Genomic DNA, 24,930 nt, shown 5'->3' on the forward strand with positions numbered 1-24,930 from the left:
GTGAATCATTCTATGGATCACTCATGGCAGGGCAGCTATGATACGGCACTCGTCGTTTTTTCCTACATTGTAGCCGTGGTGGCTTCTTATACCGTTCTCGGGTTCGTCGTCCGAATCAGCAAGTCCAGCGGCTGGCAGCGATGGGGCTGGCTGCTGTTCGGCTCGATTGCGATGGGCATGGGCGTGTGGTCCATGCATTTCGTGGGCATGCTGGCCTTCTCGCTGCCCGTCCCGATTGCCTATGATCTGCTGACCGTCCTGTTATCGGTCGTAGTGGTCATCCTGGCTTCCTTCCTGGCATTGTTCATCGTCGGCCGGGGCACCATAGGCCGTAAAAAGCTGGTCGCCGGCGGACTTCTGCTCGCCAGCGGCATTGTAGCCATGCACTACATCGGGATGGCGGCCATGCAGATCCACATTACCTACAAGCCCCTCCTGTTCGCGGCCTCTATTCTGATTGCTGTGGTGGCCTCGATTACTGCGCTGTGGCTGTCACTGTATTTCGGGAGTGAGCATAAGGGGCAGGAGTCGATCAAGAAGCTGGCAAGCGGCCTGATTATGGGCGCTGCGGTCGTGGGGATGCACTATACCGGCATGTATGCGGCAGAGTTTCATCCCGGTGTCGCTGTCAACGAGGGCGGCGTCATTCTGGATCAGAAGCTGCTCGCCTATCTGATCGCCGGAGCCACGCTGATGACGCTGGGACTGTCCCTGTTCGGGATTTACATATCCAACCGCTTCTCCAGCAAAGAATCGGAGCTTGAGGTCAGCGAGAAATGGTACAAGTCCTTGTTCGACAACAATCAGGACGGCATCATTTCCGTGGATCTCGATTACCGGATTATTGAGTATAACAATGCCGTCTGCAGGCTGACCGGACTGGACGGAGACTGGCTGCGCCGGCAGACGATTGATCAGATTTTTTCCTTTATTGCCGAAGAGGAGCAGGAGAAGACCCGGATGAAGTTTCTGGCCTCTTTGCAAGGCGTCATCCAGCGGTACGAGACGGCGATTTATCATCAGGATGGCCGACGAGTGGAGCTGAGTGTGATCAACATCCCCGTCAAGCTCAATGAAGAGGTAGTCGGCAATTATATCATCGCCCGCGATGTTACCGAGGACAAGCGCTCGAAGGAAAAAATCCAGCATCAGGCGCATCATGACGAGCTGACCGGACTGCCCAACCGGCGGAGGTTTCATCAGATTCTGAATGAGGAGATTCAGGAAAAGAATACTCCGTTTGCGGTCATGGTCCTGGATATCGACCGGTTCAAAATGATCAACGATTCCATGGGGCACACGTACGGAGATATGTTTCTGCAGGAGGTGAGCCGCCGGATTCAGGTGGCGCTGAAAGATAACCACGTTACATTGTCCCGGATGGGCGGCGATGAATTCACACTCCTCAGCCATGCAGAATTCGATCAGGAGCATGTGGCCGTCATGGCTCAGGATATCATCCGTATGATCAGCCAGCCCTACCGCCTGAAGGATACCGATTTCTATGTCACGGCAAGCATCGGGATCGCCGTGTATCCTATGGACGGGGACAATGCTGTGCAGCTGCTCAAGAACGCCGATACGGCGATGTATGAGGTCAAGAAGAACGGGAAGAACGGTTACCGGCTGTATTCCCGGGAGCTTAATGAGCAGCTTCATGAAAAAATGGAGCTGGAGGCTGATTTACGCCGGGCGTTTGAGCGGGAGGAGTTCATGCTGTGCTATCAGCCTCAGATCCGCTCCAGCGACAGCAAGATGATTGGCATTGAAGCGCTTGTGAGATGGAAGCACGCTACCCGGGGAATCGTCTCCCCTGGGGTGTTCATTCCGATTGCCGAGGAGACGGGGCTCATCCATGAGCTGGGCTCCTGGGTGCTGCGCGAGGCGTGCCGCCAGATGAAGGAGTGGCATACTGCCGGAGGTCCGCTCATTCCGGTATCCGTCAACTTGTCCTCCCAGCAGTTTCACCAGGAGAATCTGGCAGAGTTTATCATCTCCATCCTGGACGAGACCGGGCTTCCGCCGCAGTATTTGGAGCTGGAAATTACCGAGAGCATGATGATGGACCCTACCGTGTCCACGGGCATCCTGCATTCCCTCACGGAGCATGGCATCCGAATCAGTCTGGACGATTTCGGGACCGGCTACAGCTCCCTGAGCTATCTGAAGCATCTGCCCATCCAGAAGCTGAAGATTGACCGTTCCTTTATCCGCGACATTGCGAGTAATGCCAACGACAAAGCGATTGTCGCCACGATCATCGCCATGGCCCAGCACTTAAATATGGATGTCGTGGCAGAGGGGATTGAGACCCAGGAACAGCTGGACATTCTGACCGAAAGCGATTGCCGGAAAATTCAGGGCTATTTCTACAGCAGACCGCTGCCGGCTTGGGATGTCGAGCAAGGCTTTTTCGTACCGCAGCGCGAGATGCCCTCCAAGGCATAAGCAAGCGGGTGCCTTCACGAGTATTCTGTATCACAGCTCGTTCCTCATCGAGGGGCGGGCTTTTTGGTGCGCCGTAGCCTCTTTTTACAGGAAGTACACAGTTGACAGTATACCCTTAGCGGTATATATTGGGGTCATTCAAGGAACCCGCAGCGGCTGCGTACAGCGGTCGTGGAGATATAGCAAGGCATGAAGCATAGCGAGGAGGCGCCCGAACGATGGAATATAATGATCAGATGAAGAACCGGGTCAAGCGTATTGAAGGCCAGCTCCGCGGCATTTTGAAGATGATGGAGGAGCATAAGGACTGCAAAGAAGTCATTACCCAGCTATCCGCCGCGAGGACAGCCATTGACCGCACCATTGGTGTTGTTGTGAGCTCCAATCTGGTGGAATGCGTCAAGGAAGCAGAGGAGCGCGGAGAAAGCACGGAGGAGCTCGTTCAGCAAGCCGTGAACCTGCTGGTCAAGAGTAGATGAGTGCAGGCGCGCAGAGGGTGTGTACACGTAAAGGTTGACAGCCTTTGCGTTGTCCTTTAATATACCCCTATGGGTATTATAAATAATAAAAAAATAACACAATTCTGAGGAGGTCATTCATCTATGAATCCAATTCATCACCATCTCGACGTAAAGGGCATGGCCTGCCCGATGCCGATCGTCAAAACGAAAAAAGCTATGAAGGAGCTGCAATCCGGGCAGGTACTGGAGGTACAGGCCACGGATCAGGGAGCGCTTAGCGATATGATGGCATGGACGAAATCCGGCGGACATGAGCTGCTGCAGCATACTGAAGACAAGGGTGTTTTGACGTTTTTGATCCGTAAGGGTTAATTTTTTTAGCATTTTATATACCCTATGGGGTACTAAATATGATGAAGTGTCGTGCAGCTGATTGCAGCTTCATGACAGAGAGGAGCCGTTTCTATTGAATCCAACGAAAAAAACGACGATTGTTCTGTTCAGCGGCGATTACGATAAAGCCATGGCGGCGTACATTATTGCGAACGGGGCAGCGGCTTACGATCATGAGGTGACCATTTTTCATACCTTCTGGGGTCTCAACACACTCCGCAAGGACGAAATGGTGAAGCCGGGAAGGAAGAAGGGATGGCTGGACCGGATGTTTGGGCGCATGATGCCGCGGGGGGCAGATCGTATGGGCCTTTCGAAGATGAATTTTGCAGGCATGGGTCCCAAAATGATCAAGGAGGTCATTCGCAAGCACAATGCGGTTCCGCTGCCGCAGCTGATTGAGATGGCCAAGGAGCAGGATGTGAAGCTGGTCGCCTGCACGATGACGATGGACCTGCTGGGTCTGCAAAAGGAAGAGCTGCTGGAGGACATCGAATACGCCGGTGTTGCAGCTTATCTGGGAGAAGCGCAGGACGGGAACGTGAATCTGTTTATATGATCGCATTTACGTGAAGATCCCGGTGTGAAGGTGTTTTTTTAGACTATAATATACCCATGGGGGTACAAAAGGAGAGAACGGTATGAATATGAGCATTGATATGACGCTGGATGCCAAGGGCCTGGCTTGTCCCCTGCCGATTGTCCGCACCAAAAAGGCGATGAAGGAGCTGGAGGAAGGACGGGTGCTGGAGGTACAGGCTACAGATCCGGGCTCGACAGCCGATATGAAGGCCTGGGCAGAAGGGATGGAGCATCAGTATCTCGGGACGGTGGAAGCAGAGGGCGTGCTGAAGCATTACCTCCGCAAAGCGTCGGGGGAGGAGGGGCAGGAACGACAGTTTGCAGAGGTTTGCAGTCTCTCGGAGCTGGAGCAGAAGCTGGACTCTGCCGACCCATTCATCCTGCTGGATGTGAGGGAGCCGGCGGAATACGTATTCGGCCATATCCCCGGAGCCGTATCCATCCCTCTTGGGGAGCTGGAGAGCCGCTCAGGCGAGCTGGATCAGGGCAAACCGGTGTATGTGATCTGCCGCAGCGGAACACGAAGTGATCTCGCGGCGGTCCTGCTGAAGGGGGCAGGATTCCAGCAGGTGATCAACGTCGTGCCGGGTATGAAGGAATGGAGCGGTGATATAAGAAGCCAGCTTTAACCTGCAGCCAAGGACGGCTGAAGGGGATGTCATTCATAGAGAAGAGGAGGAAGAAACCGTGACACCAAGAGCGATGGAGCTGCAAGAAGCTGCACAACGGATCATGGAACAAAAGCCGTTGTTTATTCTGGATGTGCGTAATCCGTCCGATTTTAAGGAATGGAAGCTGGAAGGGAAAGGCTTCACCTATCTCAATGTTCCTTACTTTGAGCTTCTGGACGGGGTAGAGGATATTGTGGATCGGCTGCCCGCGGATCAGGAAGTGCTGGTCGTCTGCGCTAAAGAGGGCTCATCGGTGATGGTGGCAGACATGCTGGTGGAGCAGGGAAGAAAGGCTGCTTATTTAAAGGGCGGCATGAAGGCGTGGAGTGAGCATCTGGTGCCTGTGAAGATCGGAGCTCTGAAGGGCGGCGGGGAGCTGTATCAGTTTCTTCGCTACGGTAAGGGCTGTCTCTCCTATATGGCCATGTCCGGCAATGAGGGGATTGTCGTGGATGCGTCGCGCATGACGTCTTTGTATATCGATTTTGCAGCAGAGCGGGGGATTCAGATTACGCATGTCATCGACACGCATTTGCATGCAGACCATATTTCCGGCGGCCGCAGGCTGGCACAAGAGACCGGGGCTTCATACTGGCTTCCTGAAGAGGACGCACAGGAGGTCACCTTTGCTTATCACGCACTGACTGACGGTACGGTGCTGCCGCTTGGAATGCAGGGGACTCAGGTGGAGGCTGTATACTCCCCCGGGCATACCATTGGCTCCACATCCTTGATTGTAGATGAGCGGTACTTGTTGACCGGGGATATCCTGTTTATCGACTCCATCGGTCGTCCGGATCTTGCAGGTCAGGCCCGGGAATGGGCACAGCACCTCAGAAGCACCCTATACGAGCGCTACCAAGAGCTGGCGGAAGCGCTGATTGTGCTGCCGGCTCACTATATGAACGTGGATGAGCTGAATGAGGACGGCACGGTCGCAAGAAGTCTGGGCCAGCTGTACCGCGAGAATCACGGGCTGAACCTGAAGGATTCCGATGAATTTATGTCCTTGGTCAGTCAGAACCTGCCTCCCCAGCCGAACAGCTATGAAGAGATTCGCCAGAGAAATATGGGAAGACTTGACGCAGCGCCGGACCGCGAGCGGGAGATGGAGATTGGACCTAATCGCTGTGCAGTGAGATCATAGGCAGATGAAATAGCGCAGTATTATTATGATCCGGCAAAATGGGGTATAAATACAGCGTGCAGCACTGGGCTGAGAACGCTGCCGATGCAGCAGCTGGATCGGCAGCGTAATAAAGGAGGCGGACAAACATGTCTGTAAACGAAAAAATCATTCTTACAAATCGTCCCGAAGGTATGCCGACAGCAGAGGACTTCTCGATTCAGGAGGAGCAGCTTCCGGTACCCCAGGCCGGGGAGGTGCTGGTCAGGACGCTGTATGTATCGGTTGATCCTTATATGCGGGGACGTATGAGCTCTGCCAAAAGCTACGCGGCTCCGTATGAGCTGGGAGACGTTATAAAGGGCGGCAGCATCGGGCAGATTATGGAGTCTACAGATCCCGAGTGGAAGCAGGGAGATATTGTAGCCGGCCTGTGGGGCTGGCAGCGCTACGCCGCGGCAGCTACCGACACGCTGCGCCGTGTTGACCCTGAACTCGCTCCGGTCTCGACGGCGCTGGGTGTGCTGGGCATGACAGGGCTCACCGCTTATTTCGGACTGCTGGATATCGGGCAGCCGAAGGAAGGCGAGACGGTGGTTGTCTCCGGTGCCGCCGGTGCGGTGGGGATGATTGTAGGGCAGATTGCCAAGATTAAAGGCGCCCGCGTGGTCGGCATTGCCGGCTCGGACGAGAAGAATAACTATCTGGTTCAGGAGCTGGGCTTTGATGCCGCCTTGAATTACCGGACAGAGTCGAATCTGCAAAGCGCCCTGGAGCAAGCCTGCCCCAATGGCGTTGACGTCTACTTCGACAATGTAGGCGGAGATATCTCTGACGCGGTGCTGTCCCTGCTGAACAAGAATGCAAGAATTCCGATCTGCGGCCAGATTGCTCTCTATAATCTTCAACAGCCGGATAACGGTCCGCGGATGCAGACCCAGCTTCTCAAAAATACGGCGCTCATGAAAGGCTTTCTCGTCGGCGATTATGCCGCGGAATTTGGCAAAGCCTTGCCGGAGCTTGCGGGCTGGCTCCAAAGCGGACAGCTTCAGCACGCTGAGCACATTGTGGACGGCTTTGAGCATACCGTGGAAGCATTTCTTGGGCTGTTTACGGGTGATAATCTCGGCAAGCAGCTGGTAAAGGTTAGCGAAATCACAGAATAATCCAAAGGTCCCAAGCCCTTTTTTACCAATTGCAAGATGGTGTAGAAAAGGGCTTGTTTTTTGACGAAAAATCGTATAAATTGATACTTTAAATTCCAATCTATTGAGATAGAAAGTGCGGTCGTTGCCCATGCTTGAGATCACAAGAGAATCCCATCAGCTGCTCCACATCCCATCGGGCAGCACGCAGAAGCGTGTTGCGATTTGGGTAGCCCTGTCTATTTTTGTGGTGTCCCTTCTCGTCCTGCCCTTCGGCTCCCGGATGCTGATCGAAATCAAGCCATTCCTGCCGGGATTCATTTCCTGGTTTGTGCTGGGTGACTTTCTGACGTCTTATTTGCTATTCAGTCAATTTCGGGCCACACGGTCGCTGCCGCTGCTGGTCCTTTCTTGTACCTATTTATATACCGCATTAATTACCATTCCCCATATTCTTACCTTTCCGGGCGTGTTCTCGGAAACAGGACTTATCGGAGCGGGGGATCAGAGCGCAGTATGGCTGTGGGTGCTGTGGCATGGCGGTTTTCCCATTGGCATTCTGCTGTACCTGTGGAGCGGACGGAAGTCTGCCCCCCCGGTAGCCGTCAAGCGGATCAAGACAGCGGGGCTGATCGCGGTGCTGCTGGTGCTTGGTATCGTCTTTCTGCTTTATCTGCTCGTCACGTTGGGGAACGATATGCTGCCCCGGATTATCCAGAAGGGGAACTTCCGCGTCCTGCTGGAGTCGGGGATCGGGCCCGTGGTCTGGGGCTTGAATCTGGCGGCACTCCTGCTGCTATTGTGGGTACACCGAGGAAGAAGCGTATTGCATTTGTGGCTGAGCGTAGCGGTATTTGCTTTTCTAATGGATGTGACGTTGACCTTGTACTCGGGAGCCCGCTACAGCCTGGGCTGGTATGCTGCCCGCACGAACTCTCTGATCTCGGCCACGGTGGTCATCTGCTCGCTCATGTATGAGGTCAACAAGCTGTATGTACGGCTTATCCGGAACCGGGAGCAGCTATTGCGTTCACGGATGAGGCTGGAGGAAGCCAATGAGAGGCTGACACGCCTGTCTGAGGTAGATGGACTGACAGGCATTCCGAACCGCCGGGCCTTTGACGAGAAGCTGGACAAGGCAGTGCAGGCTTCCAAAGCTGAGGGAACGCCGCTTTCAGTGCTGCTGATCGACGTTGATCATTTCAAAGCCTACAATGACCATTACGGTCATCTGGGCGGTGATCATGCTCTGAAGAGGGTAGCCTGGGCGCTGATGGAGACGTCAATCACCTTCCCGCATACGACAGCCTACCGGTATGGCGGTGAGGAATTTGCCGTCATTATGGAGAAGGGTGACAGCGAACAGGCGGCGATGTTCGGAGAGCATGCACGGAAGGCCGTCGTCAGTCTTGGGCTCCCGCATGAGCAGTCCAGGACCAGCAGCCTGCTCAGTATCAGCGTCGGCCTGCATGGCCGGGTTCTGGAGGAGCAGGACACGGGAGATGGGCTGCTGGAGCAGGCAGATCAGGCACTGTATCGAGCCAAAGAATCCGGCCGCAACCGGGTGGCGAAGGCGGAGGACGGGCTGATGCACGTCTACGACCAGAAGACCTCCTGATGCTCATTAAGTGAGCATTGTGCATATCATATTCAAATCTAAAAATCGTCCACGTCTTTCAGCGGCCTTGCAGGGCCGATGAGAAACGTGGACGATTTCGTTCTGTCTGTTATGAAGCTATGAAGCTCTCTGCGCCTAAGTCAGGCTGCCGGGTTCGGTCCGGTAATCCGGACGTACTGCCGGTACATGGACACACGCCAGTGCGTGATCATGCCGTAGGCCAGCAGGAAGAACAGCGCCCCGGTCTGCGGAATGGAAATATGCTGCTCAATATACGTATGAAGCAGCAGCCTCACCGTAAGCAGTCCCAGCAGGATGAATACAAAGCTGCGTGAGCGCTGGATAAATACCTGTCCCTCTACCAGCTCAAACCGCGTGCCGCGAATCAGCGGATAGGAGAAGATAAACCAGCCCACGAGAAAGGACACGATGGCCCACAGCAGGGGAATACGAACCTCAGGTACTACGAACATAAGGAAGCCGGTCGTCATTCCGAGCGGGGGAATAATAATCTTCCGGACCGTTACCGGGCGATGGCTGGCTTTTACGCGGATGAGGATAACTGCAAGAGCCATAACCAGCATGCCAACCGTGGAGCCTATTTGGAGAATTGGGGAGTTAAAATCCAGTTGCACCACAATTCAGGACCTCTTTCTATGAATAATGTCACAGTCTCTATGCTTAAACCATTATATCATAGAAGTATCGCCGGCAACATGAGAGAAGTGATCTGAGAACTTACCGATGGCCTTCAAAACGGGATGCTGCTCTCGCGACCACCTGCTGCATAGCATCGTATGGCTGCAGCACCATGCTGCCATGACCGCAGGCCAGGACCTGTGGACGCAGATCGCTCAGCCGGCGGGCACTGTGAAGCGCGGTTGCCTTGTGCCAGGTTCCCCAGGCGGGGAAAGGAAAATTCCAGCGGACATCCCCGGAAACGGCCATGCCGCCGCGCGTCTGAAAGGCATCTCCGGCGATGAGTACACCGCTGCGGCGATCTAAGAATGCCATGTGACCGGGTGTATGTCCCGGCGAAGCTACCGCTTGCAGGGAGGCAATCAGGTCTCCGTCCTTCAATAACCGGTCCGGGACCGCCTGTATACCCTTGAGGCTGTTCTTCACCGGAGCATCCGGTTCGCCGGGCGCCAGCGAGGTGTCCCCCCGCAGCAGAAGCGCATCCCGGGCAGAGATGGCAAGCTCCGCCTCGGGAAACCTCTGCTTCAGTCCGTCCAGAGCGCCGACATGGTCCGGGTGAGCATGGGTCAGCAGGATTGTGGTGATCGGCTTCCCTATACGGAAGGCTGCTTCTGTAATTCCTTGCTGCATGAACGACATGCCGCAGTCAATCAAGGTTAATCCATTCTCTTCTTCCACCAAGTACACATTAACCGGAAAAAAGAGAGGCATAAATGTCAGCTGAGTGACCTGATGCAGAACTGTGGTTTTCAACAAACATCACCTCACTACTTCAATTCTTATCATCTGATTCTAGCAAATTCCTACTCTTGGAAACAAGCAGAAACAGGGCGGTGATGAACATGAGCATTACATAAAGTTTTATTTTTTTCCAAATATGGAGTGAAATTTTCTTCCATATGAGTTAACATATTGTTAACAAATGCCATGGTATGTTAAATTTGACGCGGTTATTAGGGGGAATAGGGATGAAGCTTTATTATCGTGCAGCAGGACTTGTGATCCTGTATGGAAATACGGTTTTTTTACTCTATCTGGCTGGCAAATATTCTCCCTACCTCCTGCCCGTCATCTGGTTTACAGCACTCGTGCTGCTGCTTTCCAGCATCGGATACGCTGTTGTGCATTACCGGACGAGCCTGCACAAGCAGAAGAGCCGCTGAAAGAAATCATCATCTTTAGCAGATTACAGGCTGTCCTTTAAGGGGTGGCCTTATTTATATGAGGTGAACGGGAAGGAGCTTCAGGATGGAAGAGAGAACCTATAGCGACCTGGCGGGAAGTGCCTGCTTGGGCAGCGAGACTGCATTTGCCGAATTAATGAGTCTGCTGAGAAGAAGGCTGTACAGCATTGCATACAGCTATTTACGTAACGAGGAGGACGCTTTGAAGGTGCTGCAGGAAACGGTGGAACGCGCCTGGACCGGGTGCGGAAGGCTGCGGAAGCCGGAGCTGTTCACACCATGGATGATCGCGATTCTGATTCGCTGCTGTGCGGATGAACAGAAGGTAAGAAGACGAGGGATTCCCTCGGAACGGATCTATTCAGACAATCACGGGAAAATGACGAGTGACCGTGATTCGGACCTGGAGCAGAGGCTGGAGCGTATGAAGCCCAAGTACAGACATGTGCTGATGCTGCGGTATACTGCGGATCTGACGGCTGCCAATATTGCTGCTGTATTGAAATGCCCCGAAGACACAGTGAACAGCCGGCTGCACCAGGGCTTAAAGCTGCTGCAGCTTGAGGTACAGCCGGGAGGCGTCTTTAGACATGCATAACCCGGAGGAGACCCGTCTGCGGGAATACATGGATCACGTCAGAAGTGAAGCAGAGCAGGTGACAGACGAGAAGCTGGAGGAAGCTGTCCGGCACGGAATGGTTCGAGGGAAACGGACTAAACAGCGTAAGAGAGGGCTGGTGGCAGCTATAGCACTGGCTGCAGCCATCTGGATGCTGTGGGCAGGACTGGGGCCGTCTCCGAAATTGGCGGAGCAGCATAGGCTGCCAGGGCCTTATCCTGCACTGGCAATGGATTTCACCAGGTATCCCCATCTGCAGCAATATAGCGAGCTGGGGCTCATTCAGCATGCTGGACAATCAGCGGAAGCCGGCGGCTACAGCCTGACCGTTGTGGGCGTCATTACCGGCACTCATATGATTAAGGTCATCTACACGGTGGAGCACGACTTCAGCAAACAGGCCGTGGTCATGAATACCGCGATGAAGAATGCGCTGAGCGACGAGCCGGTTTTAAACAGCTCCTTTATAGGAGGCGGGGAGCTTGTACCCCGAGGATCTCATATGTTTGAAGTGAGTTTTGTGCTTCCACTAAGCCAAAACTTCCCGGAAAGCCTGGTCTTTGAAGCGGTTCTGGCTCCCGATTCTCCCGAAGCCCGTTACGGCGGGGAAGTCTCCAATGCGTTTACGCTTCAGATTCCGCTGAAGCTGGACCTGGAAGCGGTTCTGAAGCTCACGCACATCATTCCTTTGGAGCACAGCGTGGAAGCAGGAGGGCAGCAGGTAACGATCCGTGAAGCGGTTCTATCCGCAACGGGAGCAGTGATCCATACGACGGAGGGATCTCAGAACACCAGCAATGGGGTCGAATTGGAGAGGATGTCTCTGGAGATTGTCGAAGGAAGCGGGGCTGTGTCGTCTTTAACGAGTATGTTTGCCGCTGGACCGGATGATGAGGGCAGCAAGAGCTATTATTTTGAAGATCCCCGTCTGCTGCAGGCGCGGTCCATTACGCTTACAGCTCAAGGCCTGAGCGTCCCTGCGGCATTACGTCCAAAGCTGATTGTGGATCTGGAAAAAGGGCAGATGGAGCCCGTCAGAACTGAATATGGCAGAATGACATACAGTGGATACCGGAGTAATGAGCATGTGAACGGTGAGAAGGTATATACGCTCACTTTTGAATATGAGAGTCAGCAGGAGCCGAGAGGATTGTATGTTGACTACATATTCAAGGATGGAACCGGCAAAGCCTACGACGTAGTCGGTACGGCAATCAGCCGCTCCTATAGCGGCTCGAATGGAAATGAGTATCCGGTAACGACGTTTGAGGTACACATTGAGCCACAGGCATACAAGGGACCATTAGTGTTGGAGCTGGGGGGGCAGACTCAGGTCATGAAGCAGCCGATGGAGCTTCCCATCCGTTAAGATCATAAGGCGCAGCAATAGCCAATAGCCGTACCGCAAAGATGCTGCATCCTGCGGTACGGCTTCTATGTTATGGCAGAGCTTATACCTGGCTCTGCGGCTTGCTCATCTCCCGCTGGATCATCTCGTAGGGGATGGGAGCCTTGGCGTCTAGCAGCTCAATTAACGGCTTGGGTACGCCGTTCAGCAGCAGCCACTGCCGCAGTGTCTCCAGGGCGCGGATATGACCGCTGCCTTCATCGCGCCAGGTGAGCAGCTCGATCACCTTGATCACCAGAGACATCAGGGCGAGCTTGTCCTGCTCGGTTTTTTCGGCGCGAAGCCTCTGATAGGCCGCCTCCTGTTCCCAGTCGAGCAAAATCTCTTCACCAATGGCTGGCTTCATCAATGTATAATCATAGCCGCATTGTGTACATTGGACATGGGCAAGCTGTTCTTGGGTGAAGCTGACCTGAATGCTGTCCTGACATTGGCGGCAAGGAAAACGAACCTGGATCTCGGATTCTATATTCATCGCAATTTAGCCTCCTTGGGTAGCGTGCACCTCTCTCAATGCTAACCTTTTACCCAAACCTTGGCCCAAAGACCCACGGTGCATGGCATTCCCGGTTCAGACCGACCTGAACTCCCTGTCCAAAAAAACGATTGGCATCCGCCGCAGCTATTCCTCTTCAACGAACAGCACTTCAGCAATTCGCCAGGTGCCGCTATCCTGCTTGAACCAGTACAGCAGCTCGGCTGCACTCTTCTCGCCGTCTTCGTCAAAGATTTCTTTCACGAGCAGTACCGCATCCTGCTCATCGTAATGCACGACAGCCACCGGCACGGATTCCAGGGTGAAGTCAAGCTGGAAGAAGCCTTCCTCGGCAGCTGTAACAACCTCATAGTCGTAAGGGGAGTCCGGAACTACAAAGGAACGGACGGCCTTGAAATCCTTCTGGTTGAAGGCTTGTGTATATTGCTTCAGCACGTTCTCCAGCGCCAGCTTGTCGGCTGCATCTACCGCAGGCCGGGCTTCGATCAGACCATCCGGCACGTGCAGAAATACTTCGTCATTCAAGCTGTCGTATTCTTTCCAGGCACCGGCGGCGTCCGGCTTCAGGATCATTTGCTTCGCAATGGTGTAATCCCAGTCAAAAGGCCCGCCAGTACGCACCTGGGTCTTCACGACCGTGGCAACGGCAACACTGCCAATCACCTGTACGTCCGACACATAAGCGCTCTGCTTGCCGCTTCGGGTGGCCATATTGTCATAGCTCATGATGTAGCTATTGATATGCGGAGAATTGGGATGAATTGCAGTGAGGGCAGCCTTGTAGTCCCCGCGGGTGACAGCCGCTGCCATGTCAGCATAGAGCTTCTTGATCTCGACACTGGCTTTGGCAAAAGCCGATTGGCGGTCAATGAGGATGTTACGGCTCTTGGCATCCCATTTTACCGGATATCCGGTAGATTCAGCCACGAAGCGCAGCGGCACCAGCGTACTGCCACCGGCAATATACGGCGCAGCTTGCAGGGCTGTCGTCTTTCCGTTGACGGAGACTTGAGTAGAGCCTGCCTTCATTTCCAGCTGCTGGTCCAGGAAGGAGCCTGTCACCTTTTTGGAGGCGGAGCTCCAGCTGACCTTGTAGCCGAGCGCCTCGAACAGCGGGCGGAACGGAACGAAGGTGACTCCGTTCTTGATCACGGGAGCGGACTGAAAGGAGACCGCTTTGCCGTCCAACAGAACGGTGACAGAGCTTTGGGCGTGGGCCGGAGCCGGTTGTACCGTACTGCCCAGGAGCAGCAGGAGCACAGCAACGAGCAGCCCTATTCTCTTTTTGAACATGGATTGCATTCCCCTTTTCGATAATATTCAGCGCAGGTCACGCTTGAATTATCGTACAAGACAACAAGCGACTAGGCAATAACTATCTGTAAAAGAAATACTTGGGATGATTAAATATACAGTATGTCATAAAAATAAGCTGCAGGAAGGTAAGCACGACATGCGTGTGGGTAATACATAATGAATCATAACGTGAAGGAGTGTGCAGGGATGACAGTCGATAATGAAAACCTGATTTATGTTTACATAGGGTCATACCGGGCGAAGGAGGAGGAGAGCATCCACTTGGCTTCTCTTAATCTGGAGACTGGAGAGCTAAAGGCGCTTCATGGTATGGCCGGCGTTACGAATCCGACGTTTCTGGACTGGGACGCCCTAAACAATGTATTGTATGCTGCCAGTGAGCAGGAGCACAGCGAGGTGATTGCATATGCGGCCGATCCGCAGACGCAGAAGCTGGAGGAGCTGAACCGCAAGAGCACCGACTCTTCCGGTGCATGCCATGTGTCACGCTCGGGAGACGGGAAATATCTGTTCACTACAGGATATGGGGACGGACATATTTCGGTACTGGAGCTGCAACAAGACGGCGCCCTGGGGGAGCTGTCCTCCCTCATTCGCCACAGCGGCCGCGGGGAGCGGGATGACCGCCAGTCGGAGGCCCATCCGCATTCGGTGTTCCAGGATCCGAACCAGGAGTATGTCATTGTCTGTGACCTTGGGATGGACAGCATCAATATGTACCGGCTGGAGGAGGGCAAGCTGGTCACCCACCGTGAAGTCAAAATGCCTCCCGGCTCAGGCCCGCGCCATGTCGCTTTTCATCCGAACGGGAGATGGATGTATGCCATTAACGAGCTGAATAATACCGTTACGTTCTTCGCCTACGACTCCACCTTCGGGGATTTAAAGACGATGCAGCATACGTCCACATTGCCCACTGATGTTGTGATGGAGGAAAATACAGCAGCGCAGCTTGCGATATCGCCTTGCGGCCGTTTTCTGTACGCATCCAATCGGGGACATGACAGCCTGGTGCAGATGAACATCGACGAGGACAGCGGCATGCTGTCAGCCGTAAACTGGGTGTCCTCCGGCGGAAAAACGCCGCGTCACTTTACTCTCGTGCCGGGCGGGTATTTGCTGTCAGCCAACCAGGACAGCAACTGCATCGTCTCCTACCGCATTCATTCCGACAGCGGACGATTGGAAGAGACCGGCTTCAGCCTGGAGCTGCCGCATCCCGTATGCGTCTTGCCGGCGGTGAAGGCATAAGCTCTCGTGATGTTTAACGGCAAGCGTGGAGGTGCCAGGGCAAGTTGAAAAGACAGGCAGATGAGCGTTGCTCATCTGCCTGTCTGCGTTGTACGGACGTGAGATCGTGCCGGTGTTATGTGCGGACGTGAGATCCTGCCTGCGTTGTGTGAGGGCGCGAGATCCTGCCTGCGGTATCGAGGTGCGCTGCGAGCAGCGCGACCTGTGCCGTCGCTAGCTCTTCGGGCTTCGGCGCGCTTTGCCGCGGCGCGGAGTTCGTGGCTCCGGTGCACGGCGAACCGGCTCCCCGGCGGCGTTGCCTTCAGCTTCCGGAGAAGCAGAGGTGCGCTCGCGGAACTGCTCCAGCAGCTCGGGGTGACCGGCGTAAGGCCTTTCCTTGCGCGATGGAGCCGATTGAAACCAGAAGCCGGCGGCATAGAGCATTAGCTGCGATGCCAGCGTATAGTATGCCGCCTCGGGCCAAAAGAACAAAGGCAGAGCCGCCGCTGCAATGAGCAGATGAAGTCCGTAAAAGAGTGATCCGGGAAGCCCGCGCCGGGCATCCATCAGGAGCCGGTACACGGACAGCGCAGCCAGCATGGAGGACAGCCACAGCAGCCAGAGCTCCGGCTGTGTCCAGCTGGACGGCTCCCGCAGCCGGGTGATCAGGGCGGAGCTCAGGAGCACTACCGCCAGAAACAGCAGGCCGGGAACCGCCGGCTTCAGGAGCAGCCAGAGTCCAAGTCCGAAGCCTGGAGTCTCCAGGCGGCGCAGGGTTTCCCCGCGTTCCGCTACGAGAGCGTTCATCTCGGATTCAAGGGACCGGCTAAGCCGGGGCAGACGGGCGTGATCCCGGTCCTTCAGGTACGCGTTGATCTGCTCCAGCAGCTGCGGAGTCAGGCGGTCAGCCGCCTTGCATTCCAGCAGGAGAGCGGCCAGCTGCCCGTCTGCTTCCGGGTCGTGATCCAGCCGGTTAACAGCTGCAGAGAGCGGTCCGGCCAGCTGCGTATACAAGGTCAGGGATTGCCGGATCCGCTCCAGCGCTTCGGTTCGTTCGGCCTGCAGCCGGGAGGAGGTATATATGTATAAGCCAAGAAACACTGCAGCGGCAAGCAGGACTGCAAGCAGCCCTTCTATAGAGCCAAAAAAACCGTCAATCCATTCCGCAAGGGACAAGCCAATCCCTCCTTACATATTCTACATTTCACTATTGCATAAGAAGAACATGATTTCAAGACAGGCACAGTGTAATGAAATACCCATAAAGGTCATACCGTGACGCGCCGGGCGTGGCAGAGGGGATGTTCTCCCTCGATGCTGGTCATATAAATGGCGAAGGGCTCCGGGCTTTATAGGCTTGCCGCGATGGAGGCGGGCACAGTGCGGAGGCTCGGCAGTACACCGGCTCGCGGCCGTCGATTGGCGGGGGTTATCCCGTCCTTCATGCTGCTTAGAAAATGCGCGACCTGTTACTATGCGAACCATTCGGGACAACATCAACATCCCCTGGATGCGGAATTGTCGCTGATGGAAGCAAGAAATAGGCTTGTTTTTGGCGAAAAAAGACTTGCGAGGACGTTTTCCATCCCTTATAATTTGCATTAAGGAAACATTATTGGTTATAAGAAAAAATAAGCGCAAGTATACAAATACAGCTGCTCATAAAGGGGGAACGAGAATGAATCAGGTTACGGTTTCTAAAGCGCCTGTACAGCGGGCAAAGCTGACCGTCGGCTATGTGCTGCTTCTCCTTCTTGCCGCTTAGCCAGCAGGAATGCTGGGCAAATGCAGGAAGAGCGTATACGATAGAAGCATTCGTTCTTAACCATTCCCACAGCATACTGCAGCGTCATCCGCCGATCAGGCATGGTGTCTGCAGGGGGTAGGGGATGGAGAGGACGGGTGCTTTTTTTGTCGCTTTGGGATTACAGAAGGGGTGCTGTGAAATCAGCTCAAAGCGTTTGAAAGGAAAAGAAGAGGGCTAAGTATTTAAGAAAGCTGCTATCACAAGGCCGAAGCTGGAAAAGGATTCATGAAGAAGCGAATGGGATCGCTATGAATCATAACATACTATATCTGGCGCATGGCACGGTAGATCTGAGACAACAGCAAAGGAGCGAATACGTAATGAGAACAGTAATTATCGGAGCGGCAGGAAGTATTGGCAAAAGTATTTTGGAGGAGGCGCTGCGCCGGGGCCATCAGGTGACGGCCGTGGTGCGCAATCCGGACAAGCTGGAAGCTTATCGGGACAAAATCCATGTGGCTGAAGCCAGCACGCTGGACCCGGATGCCTTGACGGAGGCCGTTCGCGGCGCAGAGGCAGTGATCAGTGCCTACGGCCCGCAGTTTGGGCAGGAAGAGGAGCTGCTGGAGGCAGCCCGCAATCAGCTGGAAGCCTGCAGGCGGAGCGGGGTAAGCCGTCTTTTGGTTGTAGGCGGGGCGGGAAGCCTGGTGGCCGAGAACGGAGAAATGCTGATGAACACAGCGGAATTTCCGGCTGAGCTTCGGCCCGTCGCTCAAGCGCATAGCGATGCGCTGGAGATTTATAAAGCGTCAGATCTTGACTGGACCTATCTGAGTCCCGCAGCCATGATCGAACCGGGCAAGCGGAGCGGCCAGTTCCGCATTGGCATGGATCATCTGGTGGTGGACGAGAGCGGGTCCAGCCGTATTTCAATTGAAGATTATGCCGTGGCCATGCTGGACGAGCTGGAGGACCCGCAGTTTATCCGGGCGCGGTTTACTGTAGGCTACTGATCAGCCGGTCGTAAAATAAGCAACGCGCAAAGGAGGGGCTTGCATGTATATCGTGAACAGAGAGCAGATGCGGGAGCTGGACCGCCATGCCATCGAGGTTCTCGGCATTCCTGCCGTAGCGCTGATGGAAAATGCGGGCAAGGCCATTGCCGAGGAGGTGCTGCGCCTGTGCCGGGAGCGGCGGGGCCATGAAGGCCGGAGGAAGGCGGCGGCTCCAGGAGCAGGCAGGGCTCACGGTGCGGCTGGAGCAAGAGGAGATCGCGCTGCGGGCCTGCCTGCAACAGGAGGGGCCGCCAGCGCTTGGCAGAGTCATGTTGGCATGACGGCCCCGGCGGCTCCTGCCCCTGGCGAGCTGCAGCCCGGCGCGGCGCGAGACAGGCATGCTGCGCCGGGGGAGAGCGGCGAGGCTGTCTATCCCTCGCCCGGCATTGAGGCAGATGCCGCGCTGCATCTGCCGGATGACCCCGAGGAGCACTGGCTGGTGCTCGCGGGCAAGGGCAGTAACGGCGGCGACGGTGCAGCCGCCGCCCGGCACTTGCGTGACGCAGGTGTGCGCGTCACGATCCTGTACGCGGCCGAGCGTGAGGTGCTGGCCGGCGAGGCTGCGCTCCAGCGGGATGCCGCCGAGGCACTCGGCATCCCGCTGGAGGTCCACGGCCGGGCATCGTCGGCCGTGGATTGGGGCGCGTACACCGGCATCGTGGACGCGCTGCTGGGTACGGGCGCGCAGGGCGCGCCCCGCGGCGATTACGCCGCGATGATTCAGGCCGCGAATGACAGCGGCCTGCCGATCGTGTCCGCGGATATTCCCAGCGGACTGGACGCCGATACCGGCGCGCTGCAGGAGCCCTGCATCCATGCAGCGGTGACGGTCTGCCTCGCGTTCCTCAAGCGAGGCCTGGTGCAGTACCCCGGCGCGGAGGCCGCCGGCCGGGTCGTCGTCCGCTCCATCGGCATTCCCTCGGCGCTGTGTCAAGACCACGGCGTGAAGTCGTTCCTCCTCACGCCGGAGGTGCTGCGCGCCGAGCTTCGCTGCGATCCGGCGCGCCCCCGCACGGCCGACGGCCATAAAGGCACGTACGGCCATGTGCTGGTCACAGCAGGCAGCCGCACAATGAGCGGCGCCGGCCTGCTGTGCTCACGTGCTGCGCTGCGCGCCGGCAGCGGCCTTGTCACCTGGGCGCTGCCGGACGAGCTGCTGCTGCCGATGAGCGGCGCAGCACCGGAGCTTATGCTCTCGCCAGTGCAGGCTGCCGAGGGGACAAGCGGCAGCTGGCACGAGGACTCCGCGACAGACATCCTGAAGCTGCTACAGAGCCGGGACGTTCTGGCGGCAGGTCCCGGCATCGGGCGCTTTTCCGGAGACGGCCTGTGGCTTCGCCGCTTGTGGGAGCAGTCCACGGTCCCTCTCGTCCTGGATGCTGACGCGCTTAATGCCCTCGCAGCGGCAGAGGATTTCGCCGACTGGGCACCCAGGGATTCCGAGACGGTGCTTACCCCTCATCCTGGAGAAATGGCCCGCCTCTCAGGGATGACCGTATCCCAGGTGCAGCAGGACCGCATCGGCGCCGCGATCGGCTATGCCGTGCGCCATGGCGTGACGCTTGTCCTGAAGGGCTCCCGGACGGTGGTTGCCGGGCCGGACGGTCGCGCCTTCGTCAACGTGACAGGACACCCCGGCATGGCTACAGGCGGCACGGGCGATGTGCTGACCGGCATCATCGCCGGGCTGCTGGCTCAAGGCTTGTCCGGTCCACAGGCGGCAGCCCTGGGCGTACGCCTGCACGGGTTGGCAGGTGAAAGAGCCGCGGCTTTACGCGGCCATTTCTCCTCCGTTACCGCCGGAGATCTGATCGAAGCGCTATAACAGGCAGAACAGCGGAATGATCAAAGCACATAGAATCGTCCGCAGCGGCCGAGTGGCGAGCACCCTTCGGCTCCAGACAAAAATCAGGAGAATAGCCATGCCCACGACTCCGCGCAGCCAGATCATTTGCTCATCCTCCCCGGTCAGCAGAGCAAACGACAAGAAGCCGGCGGCTCCATAGATAGCCGCCTGCCGGGCACGGCTTAACGCCGGCAGCAGCGAAATGATCGCATCGGCGACGAGCGAGGCGATCAGGGCATAGCCGTAAACCCAGTGCTCCATCGGGATATCTGCCCCCAGCATGGCAGATAAGCTCTCCCAGCTTTGTGGCCAGCCCCACGACAGCAGACTAAGCAGCACCAGCACAGTGCCGGCGCCCGCCAGCTTGTTCAATGCATAGATACCGACATCCATCCGGCTGTTTGTACTGATTTTTCCGGATTCCATCAAGCCGTCCCTCCTGCGTCCATATTACAATCCGTAGGTCTGTGCTTTATAACTATGCCGCGGCCCTGCGGAACGTGCCGGGACTTGTGAGGGGCTCCATGAATATTCACCTTGTTCATCCTCATGTCATGTCATCAAGTTCTGGGCGATGGGCACTTGCAGTTTATGGCATGAAGCTTGATTGTCTGAATGTTTGATAGGGTGAAGCTTCACGGGGTGAATGCTTCGCCAGCCTGAATCATTTAAGACATGAAGGCTTTATGGCATGAAGCATTAACCCGGTGAACGATGAAAAGACGCTATCCCAGCCTTTATGCAGGCTTTGCGCCGATTCTACGCCTGTTTTATGCAAGGTTCTACGCCAGGTTTACTCTCTTGCCCGGCAGGAATGCAGTGAGGTGTCGCGGCATTGACAAACAGCGCAGCAGATTGATAACATGATTACAACTTGAAGCCAAAGGCTTCCACCCAGATCAGATACATATCAGAAGACCTCAAACGTGTTGAGCCCGGAGGGACTTTGCAGCAGCTTGTAAGGTCCTTTTTGTCTGAATCCGGATGTCCTGCAGGCTCGCTTGAGCACCCGCACCCCGGTTTTCGCCAGCTTGGCCTGCAGGGCTGTATACCCATTTCCGAAAGACAGGAGGATACAGCATGAAGAAAGCAGTTATCATTAACGGCAGTCCCACGCCCGGCTCGCGCCTTACCGCTTTGATGGAACAGGCGGAGAAGGGTCTGGAGGCCGCAGGCTATGAGGTAAGCCGGATCGATGTCGCTCAATTGCCGGCAGAGGATCTGATCCTGGCCCGGTTCGATAGCGAGTATGTGATCAAGGCTAATGGACTGGTTGCTGAAGCCGATGCCGTCATTATTGCCAGTCCGGTGTACAAGGCGTCCTTTACAGGTGTTCTGAAGACGTTTCTGGATCTCATTCCGCAAAAAGGGCTGGCCGGCAAAATCATCCTGCCCCTGTTTATCGGCGGCAGCCTGGCGCACCTGTTATCCATCGACTACTCGTTGAAGCCCGTGCTCTCGTCGATGGGCGCCCGATTCATCCTGGGCGGCGTTTATGCTGTAGATGCCCAGGTCGCCCGCACGGAAGAGGGGGGCCTTGAGATCGCCGAGGTGCTGCAGGAGCGGCTTCATGCCGCATTAGAGGAGCTTATTGCCGAAACCGGGCTGCGGATTGCCCAAAGGCAGGAGCAGAAGTAAAGAATACGCTTTACAATGTAGAGGAGAGATAGACATGCAGAAGCTGGTCTTTTTTGTTGGCGTAGCCGGAACCGGCAAGACAACGGTTGCGAAGAAGCTCGCGGTGCGCATTCCGGCCGCTTTTTTGGACCGGGATACGGTGGGCGGGCGTTTTGTGGAGAAATTTCTGGAGAGCAACGGATTGGATCCCAATGATCGGGACTCCGCATTTTACAAGGAACATCTGCGGGACCTGGAATATGATACGACGAAGGATATTTGCATCGAGAATCTGAATGCCGGCCAGAACGTATTCATGATTTCCCCGTTCACCTCCGAGCTTAAGAATCCCCAGTGGATGGAGGACGTGCTGTCAGCAGCGGGACGCAGCAAGCAGGAGGTAGACGTGAAGGTGGTGGTGGTCGCCCTGGAGGATATGGAGCTGCAGAAGGAGCGCATCATCGACCGTCAAACCGAGCGTGACCAATGGAAGCTGGAGCACTGGGATGACTTCAAGACCCGCGTCAACTTCGTGCCCGAGGTGAACTGGGATATCCCGGAGAGCTCGATTCTTGTGTTTGATAACAGCGGTCCGCTGACCGAGGAGAAGGTAGAAGGGCTGTACCGTTTTGTAACAGGAGCATAACAGATCAGGCCACAAGCGGCATGTTCCGGCGAAGATGCTGGAGGTGCCGCTTTTGTGCAGCAGAGGAGGACAACCCATGGCACTCGACTTCACAACCGCCTATTTGCGCAGCGTGCAGCTTTTGAAGGAGCAGGTTCCTTCGTTTGACGCCTATCCCTTTCATCTCCCGGCCGTATCGGCGCTGGAGCAGCTGGAGCTTCATCCACGGGTTACTTACATTGTCGGGGAAAATGGCATGGGCAAATCGACGATGCTGGAAGCCATCGCTGTGGCCATGGGCTTTAATGCGGAGGGCGGAACGGTGAACTTCTCGTTTGCGACCCGCGAGACGCATTCGGAGCTTCATCAATATCTTCGGACGGTGCGGGGAGCACGCCGGCCGAAGGACGGCTTTTTCTTCCGGGCGGAGAGCTATTATAACGTTGCCTCGGAGGTGGATGCCCTGGAAGCATCCCATAACTACGGCGGAACCTCGCTCCATGCGCAGTCACATGGGGAATCCTTCTTTGCGGCATTTCTGCACCGGTTCAGCGGTCAGGGATTGTACATCATGGATGAGCCGGAGGCGGCGCTGTCTCCCTTGCGCCAGATGGCGCTGCTGACGCGCATTCATGATCTGGTCAAGGCGGAGTCCCAGTTTATTATATCCACGCATTCACCGATTGTCATGGCATACCCCGACGCCCTCATCTACAAGCTGACCGACGACGGTCTGGAGCGCTGCAGTCTGGAAGACACCGACCACTTTCTGATTATGAAGGAATTCGTGAATCACCGGGAGGGCATGCTTCGGGAGCTGTTACGGGATTAAGCTTTTTCAAAACGGGAACAAGGATAATATATCCTGCGGCTCCACCAGAAATTCGATAAACACCCCGACGAGAGCCACAAGGACACCATAAAGAAGAGGTACCTTTTTCTCGCTCAACCCCGTTTTTTCAAATCCGATCATGAATGCGACAGCAACGACCCAAAAGCTCATGCTGGCGACAAAGCTATTCACAACCTGGCTTTCACGGATCAGATCACATAAGAACACCGATACCCCCAAAGCAAATATAAACAACGGAATTCGTAGTGTTAAGGTTGCCATTTCGTATACCTCCTGGTTATATTTCCTTTACGTTCCTGTTTATAGCATAACATATATCTCATTACACAACCGCCCAGCTTGACCTTATGCCCAAAAAAGAACCGTCCTGTCCCCGAGGGGAAAGAACGGTTCTTGTTGTTGATTCAGCACATGGACTGCTGATCGGAGTCTTACAAATCGTCAAATCCGTTATCGTCGCCGACCTTGCCGTAGTTGCGCGATTTGGCTTCAAAAAAGTCCGTTTTCGTCGCATTCAAGGCTTCATCGGAGAACGGCTTGATCCACGGCATGCAGTTCACGTCCACGCCCTCATAGGCTTTGTCGAGACCCATCATGCTCAGGCGGCGGTTGGCAATAAACTTGATATAGTCCGCGAGCTCGTTCAGATCAATGCCTTTAACCTTGCTAAGCGTATAGTGCGCCCAGTTGGTTTCCAGCTCGACAGCGCGGTTTACCGTGCGGTAGATGTAGTCGTTGTTTTCCGGGGTATCCAGCTCCGGGAAGTCCTTCAGCAGCTGCTTGAACACCTCGGCAAAGAAGTAGCAGTGCTGGTTCTCGTCACGTTGAATATAGGAAATCATCTGGCTGGTGGACATCATCTTCTGATCACGGGCCAGGTTGTAGAAGAAGGCGAACGTGCTGTAGAAGAAGATGCCTTCCAGAATCAAATCCGCAACCATCGCTTCAAAAAACGTCTGCGGCGACGGATTGTCACGGAAGGACTGATAAATATCAGCGATAAACCGATTGCGGTCCAGCAGGACCGGATCATGCTTCCAATACTCAAAAATCTCCTTCTGCTCCTGCTCGGATACGATTGAAGACAGCACGTAAGAATAGGATTGGTTATGCACGACCTCCTGCTGACCGATAATCGCGGAAATCGCCTCCAGCGAGGAATCTGTAAAGTAACGCTTCACATCGCTGACAAACATGGTCTGCATGGAGTCCAGCACCGCGAGCAGTGAAATGTTGATTTTAAAGGTGCGCTGCTCCTCCGGATCCAGGCGGGAAAACTGCTGTGCATCCTTGGACATCGGGATCTCATCCGCGATCCAGTGGTTCAGAAGCAGAACCTTGTACAGCTTGTACATATGCGGCATACGGATGTCGTTCCAGTTCAGAATGCCGGAGCATTCTCCTTCAATGATACGGGTAGAGCGGTTCGGCGCTTCCGTGTTAAAAATCTTTTGCATCTGCATGCTCGTTCTCTCTCCTTGCAATCTATATTAGGGGGAGTTCGGATATCTGTTCTTTCTACACTGTTGTACGCCCAAAGGCGTCCTCAGATCAGATATCCTCACCCTACGAAGTTTTTTTCTTAGTCTATTCAAACGATGCCAGCGATGCTCTATCGTACAAGCCCGCTTTAGCGGGGCCTGCAGCCCGTCCATCGGGTCTGCACCCAACTTCCAGCAAATCCCGAAGGGAGAGCGCTCCAAGCAGGAAGGGACCTCATCTCAAGCGCCGCAGCCCGTCCATCGGGTCTGCACCCAACTTCCAGCAAATCCCGAAGGGAGAGCGCTCCA

At 55.4% G+C, this 24,930-nt stretch carries 25 protein-coding genes; 17 read left to right on the top strand and 8 right to left on the bottom strand.

From position 1 onward, the window contains the following. The 8 genes from JJQ72_RS18085 to JJQ72_RS18120 all read left to right on the top strand — a co-directional run bounded on the left by JJQ72_RS18085 (window position 1) and on the right by JJQ72_RS18120 (window position 8,444). A complete protein-coding gene (locus JJQ72_RS18085; RefSeq protein ID WP_347880771.1) occupies window positions 1-2,448 on the top strand; it encodes an EAL domain-containing protein in 2,448 nt (815 codons plus the stop codon). Window positions 2,449-2,666: 218 nt separating this feature from the next. Beyond that, a complete protein-coding gene (locus tag JJQ72_RS18090; RefSeq protein WP_138224288.1) occupies window positions 2,667-2,927 on the top strand; it encodes a metal-sensitive transcriptional regulator in 261 nt (86 codons plus the stop codon). Between the two features lie 123 nt (window positions 2,928-3,050). After that, a complete protein-coding gene (locus JJQ72_RS18095) occupies window positions 3,051-3,281 on the top strand; it encodes a sulfurtransferase TusA family protein (RefSeq protein ID WP_138224289.1) in 231 nt (76 codons plus the stop codon). Between the two features lie 94 nt (window positions 3,282-3,375). Further along, window positions 3,376-3,861, top strand: a complete 486-nt coding sequence (locus JJQ72_RS18100) for a DsrE/DsrF/DrsH-like family protein (RefSeq protein ID WP_208204514.1) — start codon at window positions 3,376-3,378, stop codon at window positions 3,859-3,861. 82 nt (window positions 3,862-3,943) lie between these two features. After that, complete coding sequence (locus tag JJQ72_RS18105) at window positions 3,944-4,513, top strand: sulfurtransferase TusA family protein (RefSeq protein ID WP_208204515.1); 570 nt, start codon at window positions 3,944-3,946, stop codon at window positions 4,511-4,513. A 58-nt stretch (window positions 4,514-4,571) separates the two neighbouring features. Continuing rightward, window positions 4,572-5,702, top strand: coding sequence for an MBL fold metallo-hydrolase (locus JJQ72_RS18110; RefSeq protein ID WP_208204516.1), 1,131 nt, complete (start codon window positions 4,572-4,574; stop codon window positions 5,700-5,702). 128 nt (window positions 5,703-5,830) lie between these two features. After that, window positions 5,831-6,847 (top strand): NADP-dependent oxidoreductase, encoded by a 1,017-nt coding sequence (locus JJQ72_RS18115; protein WP_208204517.1) that lies wholly within the window; start codon window positions 5,831-5,833, stop codon window positions 6,845-6,847. 130 nt (window positions 6,848-6,977) lie between these two features. Then, window positions 6,978-8,444 carry an MASE4 domain-containing protein gene (locus tag JJQ72_RS18120; RefSeq protein ID WP_208204518.1) on the top strand — a complete coding sequence of 489 codons (1,467 nt, stop codon included), beginning with the start codon at window positions 6,978-6,980 and terminating at the stop codon, window positions 8,442-8,444. A gap of 140 nt (window positions 8,445-8,584) precedes the next feature. Here JJQ72_RS18120 and JJQ72_RS18125 read toward each other — a convergent pair whose 3' ends face one another. Then, window positions 8,585-9,082: a CcdC family protein gene (locus JJQ72_RS18125; RefSeq protein ID WP_347880772.1), complete on the bottom strand. Its 498-nt coding sequence runs from the start codon at window positions 9,080-9,082 to the stop codon at window positions 8,585-8,587. Between the two features lie 100 nt (window positions 9,083-9,182). Next, a complete protein-coding gene (locus JJQ72_RS18130) occupies window positions 9,183-9,896 on the bottom strand; it encodes an MBL fold metallo-hydrolase (protein ID WP_481856868.1) in 714 nt (237 codons plus the stop codon). A 215-nt stretch (window positions 9,897-10,111) separates the two neighbouring features. Here JJQ72_RS18130 and JJQ72_RS18135 point away from each other — a divergent pair, with 215 nt between their 5' ends. The 3 genes from JJQ72_RS18135 (at window position 10,112) to JJQ72_RS18145 (ending at window position 12,315) form a co-directional block, all read left to right on the top strand. Further along, window positions 10,112-10,306, top strand: coding sequence for a hypothetical protein (locus JJQ72_RS18135; RefSeq protein WP_208204519.1), 195 nt, complete (start codon window positions 10,112-10,114; stop codon window positions 10,304-10,306). Between the two features lie 85 nt (window positions 10,307-10,391). Continuing rightward, the gene (locus JJQ72_RS18140) at window positions 10,392-10,925 is read left to right on the top strand and encodes a sigma-70 family RNA polymerase sigma factor (protein ID WP_208204520.1); all 534 of its coding nucleotides are present in this window, start codon (window positions 10,392-10,394) and stop codon (window positions 10,923-10,925) included. Continuing rightward, entirely contained in the window at window positions 10,918-12,315 is a 1,398-nt protein-coding gene (locus JJQ72_RS18145) for a hypothetical protein (RefSeq protein WP_208204521.1), read from the top strand. The genes JJQ72_RS18140 and JJQ72_RS18145 overlap by 8 nt, the downstream gene beginning before the upstream one ends. A gap of 82 nt (window positions 12,316-12,397) precedes the next feature. Here the strand turns inward: JJQ72_RS18145 and JJQ72_RS18150 are convergent, their stop codons facing one another. Together JJQ72_RS18150 and JJQ72_RS18155 are read right to left on the bottom strand one after the other, a co-directional pair. Further along, window positions 12,398-12,829: a hypothetical protein gene (locus tag JJQ72_RS18150; protein WP_138224298.1), complete on the bottom strand. Its 432-nt coding sequence runs from the start codon at window positions 12,827-12,829 to the stop codon at window positions 12,398-12,400. Window positions 12,830-12,976: 147 nt separating this feature from the next. Beyond that, window positions 12,977-14,143 (bottom strand): copper amine oxidase N-terminal domain-containing protein, encoded by a 1,167-nt coding sequence (locus JJQ72_RS18155; RefSeq protein ID WP_208204522.1) that lies wholly within the window; start codon window positions 14,141-14,143, stop codon window positions 12,977-12,979. A gap of 210 nt (window positions 14,144-14,353) precedes the next feature. Between JJQ72_RS18155 and JJQ72_RS18160 the strand changes: the two genes are divergently transcribed. After that, window positions 14,354-15,418 carry a lactonase family protein gene (locus JJQ72_RS18160; RefSeq protein ID WP_138224300.1) on the top strand — a complete coding sequence of 355 codons (1,065 nt, stop codon included), beginning with the start codon at window positions 14,354-14,356 and terminating at the stop codon, window positions 15,416-15,418. A 213-nt stretch (window positions 15,419-15,631) separates the two neighbouring features. On the opposite strand, the gene JJQ72_RS18165 is transcribed toward JJQ72_RS18160, so the two are convergent. Beyond that, window positions 15,632-16,573 carry a hypothetical protein gene (locus JJQ72_RS18165; protein ID WP_175415156.1) on the bottom strand — a complete coding sequence of 314 codons (942 nt, stop codon included), beginning with the start codon at window positions 16,571-16,573 and terminating at the stop codon, window positions 15,632-15,634. A gap of 951 nt (window positions 16,574-17,524) precedes the next feature. Here JJQ72_RS18165 and JJQ72_RS18170 point away from each other — a divergent pair. Further along, a complete protein-coding gene (locus JJQ72_RS18170) occupies window positions 17,525-18,157 on the top strand; it encodes an NAD(P)-dependent oxidoreductase (RefSeq protein WP_138224301.1) in 633 nt (210 codons plus the stop codon). A gap of 43 nt (window positions 18,158-18,200) precedes the next feature. Further along, on the top strand, window positions 18,201-20,024 hold the full coding sequence (locus JJQ72_RS18175; RefSeq protein ID WP_208204523.1) for an NAD(P)H-hydrate dehydratase: 1,824 nt from the start codon (window positions 18,201-18,203) through the stop codon (window positions 20,022-20,024). Here JJQ72_RS18175 and JJQ72_RS18180 read toward each other — a convergent pair. After that, window positions 20,019-20,471, bottom strand: coding sequence for a hypothetical protein (locus tag JJQ72_RS18180; protein ID WP_138224303.1), 453 nt, complete (start codon window positions 20,469-20,471; stop codon window positions 20,019-20,021). The two genes, JJQ72_RS18175 and JJQ72_RS18180, sit on opposite strands and share 6 nt — an antisense overlap. Before the next feature lie 654 nt (window positions 20,472-21,125). Here JJQ72_RS18180 and ssuE point away from each other — a divergent pair. The 3 genes from ssuE to JJQ72_RS18195 all read left to right on the top strand — a co-directional run bounded on the left by ssuE (window position 21,126) and on the right by JJQ72_RS18195 (window position 23,119). Next, window positions 21,126-21,683, top strand: coding sequence for an NADPH-dependent FMN reductase (gene ssuE, locus JJQ72_RS18185; protein WP_138224304.1), 558 nt, complete (start codon window positions 21,126-21,128; stop codon window positions 21,681-21,683). A 34-nt stretch (window positions 21,684-21,717) separates the two neighbouring features. Beyond that, entirely contained in the window at window positions 21,718-22,308 is a 591-nt protein-coding gene (locus tag JJQ72_RS18190; RefSeq protein ID WP_138224305.1) for a P-loop nucleotide/nucleoside kinase family protein, read from the top strand. Window positions 22,309-22,384: 76 nt separating this feature from the next. Continuing rightward, on the top strand, window positions 22,385-23,119 hold the full coding sequence (locus tag JJQ72_RS18195) for an AAA family ATPase (protein ID WP_208204524.1): 735 nt from the start codon (window positions 22,385-22,387) through the stop codon (window positions 23,117-23,119). A 6-nt stretch (window positions 23,120-23,125) separates the two neighbouring features. On the opposite strand, the gene JJQ72_RS18200 is transcribed toward JJQ72_RS18195, so the two are convergent. Further along, complete coding sequence (locus JJQ72_RS18200; protein ID WP_208204525.1) at window positions 23,126-23,401, bottom strand: hypothetical protein; 276 nt, start codon at window positions 23,399-23,401, stop codon at window positions 23,126-23,128. 170 nt (window positions 23,402-23,571) lie between these two features. Beyond that, window positions 23,572-24,603, bottom strand: coding sequence for a ribonucleotide-diphosphate reductase subunit beta (locus JJQ72_RS18205; protein ID WP_138224307.1), 1,032 nt, complete (start codon window positions 24,601-24,603; stop codon window positions 23,572-23,574). Between the last annotated feature and the right edge of the window lie 327 nt (window positions 24,604-24,930).

The sequence above is a fragment of the Paenibacillus sp. F411 genome, from assembly GCF_017582705.1.
In the GTDB taxonomy this organism is placed as follows: Bacteria; Bacillota; Bacilli; order Paenibacillales; family Paenibacillaceae; genus Paenibacillus_AQ; species Paenibacillus_AQ algicola.